The sequence below is a fragment of the Actinosynnema sp. genome, assembly GCF_052038725.1.
In genome coordinates, this window is sequence record NZ_JBQGCX010000728.1 from 1 (window position 1) to 5,850 (window position 5,850).

Here is a 5,850-nt window from a genome sequence, read left to right on the forward strand (position 1 = left end):
CGCCCGAACAGCAGCTCGGAGGCGCCGAGGCCGAGGGTGCGGCTGGTGAGCCGGTCGTGCTCGCGGTGCATCCCGGCGACCCAGCGGGCGGTCACCTTGGCCAGCTCCTCCTCGGAGGGGCCCTCCTCGGCGAGCCTGGCCAGCTCCTCGTCCACCGCGGCGACGACCTTGTCGACGCCGTGCTCGGCCGGGTGGATGGCGGTGACGGTGAAGACGTCGGGGTCGCGGGCCTCCAGCGGCCCGAACAGGCCGCAGCCCGCGCCGACGTCCACGACCAGCGCGTCCTTGTGCACCAGGCGCTGCTGGAGGCGCGAGCCGTCGCCGTCGGTCAGCACGCCCGCGAGCACCGGGTAGACCAGGTACGCGTCCAGGTCGTGCACCGGGTCGGGGATGCGGTAGCCCAGCGCCACGGCGGGCATGGGGGCGTGCGCGTCGACGTGCTCGGAGCGCAGCTCGCCCTTCGGCGCGGGCTCGGCGAACGAGGGCCGCTCCGGGACCGGGCGGGCCGGGACGTCGCCGAAGTGCTTCTCCACCAACGACTTCGCCTCGTCCACCGCGATGTCACCGGCGACGGTGAGCACCGCGTTGCCCGGCGCGTAGTAGGTGTCGAAGAACGCGGCGCAGTCGTCGACGGTGGCGTTCTCCAGGTCGGTGAAGTCGCCGTACCCGTTGTGGGCGTTGGGGAAGGTCTGGAACAGCAGCGCGGGGAGCAGGATCCAGGGTAAGCCGCCGTACGGCCGGTTGAGCACGTTGAGGCGGATCTCCTCCTTCACCACGTCGATCTGGTTGCGCAGGTTCTCCTCGGTGAGCTTGGGCGCGCGCATCCGGTCGGCTTCCAGGAACAGCGCGCGCTCCAGGGCCGCCGAGGGCAGGACCTGGTAGTAGTCCGTGTAGTCCGGGTGGGTCGACCCGTTGAAGGTGCCGCCGGAGGACTGGACGTGGCGGAAGTGCGCCAGCTTCTCCAGGCTCTCGCTGCCCTGGAACATCAGGTGCTCGAAGAGGTGCGCGAACCCGGTGCGCCCCTCGGGCTCCGACCGGAAGCCGACGTCGTAGTGGACGCTCACCCCGATGACCGGGGCGCTGGGATCGGGGGCGAGCACCACCCGGAGTCCGTTGGGGAGGGTGAACCTGTGCAGTTCGGGTAGCGCCATGGCTCGCAGCCTACGGGTTCGGGCGCGCCCCGGTCGGGAGCGCGCCGCGTTTCCGCCGAGGGAGGAAGCGGGGCGGGTGGCGGCGCCGGCACCGCTCCCCGCACTCCCGCGGTCGGGCGTCCGGTCAGGCGGGGACGTGCTCGGCGAGGAAGCGCAGGACCAGGGGCGCGACCTCGGCGGCGGCGGTCTCCAGGAGGAAGTGGCCGCCGTCGAGCAGGTGGATCTCGGCGTCCGGCAGGTCGGTGGCGAAGGCGCGGGCGCCCGCCGGTCCGAAGATCTCGTCGTGCTCGCCCCACACGGCCAGCAGCGGGACCCGCGTCGCGCGGAACACCTCGTGCAGCCGGGGGTAGAGGGCGACGTTGGTGGCGTAGTCGGCGAACAGGGACAGCTGCGCGAGGTCGTTGCCGGGGCGGGAGACGAGGGCGTGGTCGCGCTGCCAGGTGGCGGGGTCGACCAGCTCCGGGTCGGGCGCGCCGGTGAGGTACTGCCAGCGGATGGCCTCCTCGGTGAGCGCGGCGCGCACGCCCGCCTCGGTCTTCGGGGTGCGCTCGCGCCAGTACTCGGCGACCGGGCCCCAGAACCCAGGGACCAGGCCCTCCTCGTAGGCGTTGCCGTTCTGGGTGATCACGGCGGTGATCGCGGCCGGGTCGCGCAGCAGCAGCCGCCAGCCGATCGGCGCGCCGTAGTCCTGCACGGCGATCGCGTACCGGGTGAGGCCGAGCTGGGCCAGCAGGGCGGCGGTGAGGTCGGCGAGGGCGTCGAAGGTGTAGTCGAACTCGGTGACCGGCGGGGCGTCGGAGAGGCCGAAGCCGAGGTGGTCGGGGGCGATGACGTGGTGGTCGGCGGCGAGCCTGGGGATCAGGTCGCGGTACATGGACGAGCTGGTCGGGAAGCCGTGCAGGAGCACGATCGCGGGCTTGGCCGGATCGCCCGCCTCCCGGTAGAAGAGCCGCTTCCCGTCGACGGTGGCGTAGCGGTGGCGGATTCGGGTGTCGGTCATTTCTAACCTCCTAAAGTGGTTTTGGATGGTTAGAGCTAAGCGCGGGTAACCTCACCTGTCAAGAGGGCTTCGGAGGTTAGACATGCGGGTGGACGGCGAGGCGCTGCTGTTGTCGCTGCTCAACAGCACGCCGGTGGTGGCGGGGCGGCCGACCGACGAGCTGGGGGACGACGGGCGCGCGGGGCCGTGGTTCGCGGCCAACGGGGTGCCGGACGGGCCGGAGGACCGGCGTCAGGTGCGGCGGGCGCGCGACCTGCTCCAGGCCGTGGTGCGCGGCGACGAGCCGCCGGGCGCGCTGGGGCCGGTGCTGGCGGGGGTGGTGTCGCGGGCGTCGGTCGACGACTCCGGGGTGACCTGGGAGGTCGACGCGGACGGGGCGCGCGGCGCGGTCGTGGCGGCGGTGCTGGCCTGGGACGCGGTGCACCGGGGGCGGCCGGGGCGGCTGCGGGCGTGCGCGAACGACGAGTGCGCGCGGTTCCTGCTGGACCGGAGCAAGTCCAACAACGCCCGGTGGTGCTCGATGGCGGCGTGCGGGAACAAGCTCAAGGCCCGGCGGCACTACCGGCGGGTGCGGGAGGGGGCGGGCTCGGACGCGGGTGCGGGCGCGAGTGCCGGCTCGGCCGGGGGCGCGGGCTCGGCCGGGTGAGCGTGACGGAATGAACCCGGCGGAACCGGACACAGCGGGTGCGCCCGGCTCCCCGTTCCGGTGGAACTCCCGGAGCGGGGTGTGTCGGTGCTGCGGGTTCCGCGCGGGGCTGGTGGGCTGCGGGGCGCGGCACGACCGAGACCGCGGAACAGGAGCAGGACCGTGAACAAGGCCGAACTGGTCAGTGCGATCGCCGAGAGCGCCGACGTCGAGAAGGCGGTGGCGACCCGCGCGCTCGACGCGGTGCTCGACTCGATCACCAAGGCGCTGGCGCAGGGCGACGACGTGGTGCTGACGGGCTTCGGCTCCTTCACCGTCAAGGAGCGCGCCGCTCGGACCGGCCGGAACCCGCAGACCGGCGAGGCCATCGAGATCGCCGCGAGCAAGGCGGTGGGCTTCAAGGTGGGCAAGGCCCTCAAGGACGCCGTCAACTGACGCGCAGGGCGGCCCGCCGGGACCACCGGCGGGCCCCGCCCCCTCGCGCCGCGCGAGCGCGGCACGAGCACCAGCCCCGCGAGCACCAACCCCGCGAGCACCAGCCCGGCGAGCACCAACCCCGCGAACGTCAGCCCCGCGAGCGCAGGTGCAGCGAACGTCAGCCCAGCGAGCGCAGGTGCCCGGCCTGGGCCAGCACCCCGTCCAGCGCCCGCAGGAAGCCGGGGAAGCGCTGCGCGAACCGGGTCAGGTCGCCGGTCCGGCGCTCCTCGCCGAACCAGTGCAGCTCGGTCCGCGTCCCGGCGAACGCCGCCAGCCACCGCTCGGTCTCCCCGAGCACCACCGCGTACGGCAGCGACCGGGAGAACACCACCTGCCGGTCGGCCTCCGGCACGTCGGACGGCCCGGCCGCGTGCAGGTACCCGCGCAGCCCCCTGACCTGCGCGAGCAGCGCGCTGCCCCGGCTGGTCCGCGCGGGCATCCAGCGCGAGCCCCAGGCCAGCGCGCCACCGGCGACCACCACGACCAAGCCGAGCAGCGCGGGCCCGGCGAGCAGCGCGAAGGCCGCGGTCAGCACCGCGCCGAGCACCGCCAGCCCGATGCCCGCCCACCACCACAGGGTGCGCTCGGCGTCGGGCCGCCGGGCGAACCAGTCGCGGGCGACCACGTCGGCGTACAGCTCGGAGCGCACCGCCGCCAGGTCCACGCCGCGCGAGCGCAGCTCGGACAGCAGCACCGCGTCCACCCCGTCCGGCAGCAGCGCCCGGTACACCTCGCGCTCGTAGCCGGACAGCGCGGCGTCGGCCGGGTTGCGGCGCACGATCCGCCAGTCGACGTCGCCGACCTCCTCGATCCACAGGTAGTTGCGCACCGCCAGGTCGACGGCGGTGGCGGTGACGTCGACCACGTCCACGTGCTCGTCCACGACCGTGCCGACCTGGCCGGGCAGCACGCCGTCCGGCGAGGCGAACGCCACCCGCCCCTGCGCGTCGGCGACCAGCACCTCCACCGGGCCGACCGCGCCCTCCAGCGCCCGCGCGTCCCGGCCGCGCAGCACCCACAGCAGGGTGGCGCCGCCCGCGAGCAGCAGGGACAGCACGACCAGGCCGGTGATCGAGGACGGGGTGAGCGCGAACGCGGCGGCCAGCCCGCCGCTCGCGGCGAAGACGGCGTTGGGCGGGGCGACCCCGCCCTCCAGCCCGAACGTGAGGTCGACCCGCTCGCCGGGGGCGAGGGTCAGCTCGGTGGCGCGGGAGCCCCGGCCGTCGCCCAGCTCGGCGCTGGTGCACGGGGTGGAGCTCTCCGGCGGGCCGGACAGGCAGGTGATGGAGCGGGGCGGCTCGGGGGCGATCACCGACAGGGCGACCCGGTCGATCGGCACGTCCCAGCCGCTCACCGGGCGCCAGCGCACCTCCAGCACGTCGCCGGACTCGGCGACCGCGCCCAGGACGCGGTAGGTGACCGTCGAGGTGCCCGCCCGGAGGGTGTACCGGAGCTCGTCCTCGGTGGCCTCCGCCGTGCCCGGACCGTCCACCGCCGCGTCGGTGACCTGGAACAGCCGGTCCCGGTCACCCCCCATCGCGACCCGCAGCGGGAGCACGCGCTGGGCTGTCATCCCATCGGGTACGGTGACGACGTCGGTGACGCTGAGTGCCCCATCACGTTCCAGCTTGAGGCGCACCTCGGACGCCACCGAACCGGGCAGCGCGCCGGTGCTGCCCGGTTGCGCCACCGCCGCGCCCGCGGTCGAGCACAGCGCGACGAAGCAGAGCGCGACCGCTGCCCAATTTCTCAACACGGCCGCGGACAATAGCGGACCCCGCCTATGCTCCATGGCCGGTTCGGCTATCCGTGACATGGGGGATCACCAGCTATGACGCAACCGCCGCCACCGAACGGGTGGCCGCCGCCGCGCCCCGTCGCGCCCCCTCCGGCGCAGGCGCCGCTGCCCCCCTCGGGCGGCTGGGGCGGCGCGCGGGGCGGGTCGCACGGCGCTCCCCCGGCTGGTCACGGGCAGCCGCAGGGTCCTCCCCCGCAACAGCCTCAGCAGCAGCCGTGGCCCGCTTACCAGGGGCCCCCGCCGCCCTCGGCGCGGCCGATCCCACCGCCCGCCGCCTGGCATCCCCCGGCCGGGCCACCCCGATCGGGGCAACCCCCGGCGGGGAATCCGTGGCAGGCCCAGCAGCAGCCCTGGCCGCAGCACCACCCCTACCCGCCGCCCCGGCGCAAGAGCAACGCGGGCCTGATCGCGTTCGCGGTGATCAGCGGCGTGCTGGTGCTCGGGGTCGGGCTGGTCGGCGCGGTCGCCTCGGCGATCGGCGGCGCCGGGAGCAGCACCTACTCCGGGCAGTCCACGTTCAGCCACACCCCGCTGCCGAGCTCCACGTTCACCCAGCGGAGCCCCGCCCCCACCACCACGACGACCGCCCCGAGCGGGCCGCCGACCACGACCAGGCCGCCGTCGACGAGCGCCCAGACCGCGCCGAAGGCGGTGTTCAAGCTCGGCGACCACCCGCTGCACCGCGGCGACGTGGGCGCGTTCGACATCCAGGGCTGCCAGCTGCCCGGCATGGACTACTCGCCCGCGGGCCAGGAGCGGTTCCTTCGGGCGGCGCTGC

5 protein-coding genes and 1 pseudogene are annotated in these 5,850 nt (G+C 74.9%); 3 read left to right on the top strand and 3 right to left on the bottom strand.

From position 1 onward, the window contains the following. Both ACTUAL_RS15085 and ACTUAL_RS15090 read right to left on the bottom strand, forming a co-directional pair. On the bottom strand, positions 1 to 1,151 hold a 1,151-nt coding region (locus ACTUAL_RS15085; RefSeq protein WP_440900691.1), incomplete at its 3' end, for a M16 family metallopeptidase. A 124-nt stretch (positions 1,152 to 1,275) separates the two neighbouring features. Then, complete coding sequence (locus tag ACTUAL_RS15090; protein ID WP_440900692.1) at positions 1,276 to 2,151, bottom strand: alpha/beta fold hydrolase; 876 nt, start codon at positions 2,149 to 2,151, stop codon at positions 1,276 to 1,278. Between the two features lie 82 nt (positions 2,152 to 2,233). Between ACTUAL_RS15090 and ACTUAL_RS15095 the strand changes: the two genes are divergently transcribed. Together ACTUAL_RS15095 and ACTUAL_RS15100 are read left to right on the top strand one after the other, a co-directional pair. Further along, positions 2,234 to 2,797: a CGNR zinc finger domain-containing protein gene (locus ACTUAL_RS15095; protein WP_440900693.1), complete on the top strand. Its 564-nt coding sequence runs from the start codon at positions 2,234 to 2,236 to the stop codon at positions 2,795 to 2,797. Between the two features lie 162 nt (positions 2,798 to 2,959). After that, a complete protein-coding gene (locus ACTUAL_RS15100) occupies positions 2,960 to 3,232 on the top strand; it encodes an HU family DNA-binding protein (RefSeq protein ID WP_440900694.1) in 273 nt (90 codons plus the stop codon). Positions 3,233 to 3,392: 160 nt separating this feature from the next. On the opposite strand, the gene ACTUAL_RS15105 is transcribed toward ACTUAL_RS15100, so the two are convergent. Beyond that, on the bottom strand, positions 3,393 to 5,030 hold the full coding sequence (locus ACTUAL_RS15105) for a DUF2207 domain-containing protein (protein WP_232519697.1): 1,638 nt from the start codon (positions 5,028 to 5,030) through the stop codon (positions 3,393 to 3,395). 459 nt (positions 5,031 to 5,489) lie between these two features. On the opposite strand from ACTUAL_RS15105, the pseudogene ACTUAL_RS15110 reads away from it, so the two are divergent. Next, positions 5,490 to 5,850 (top strand): annotated as a pseudogene (locus tag ACTUAL_RS15110) (neutral zinc metallopeptidase); the annotation flags it as partial.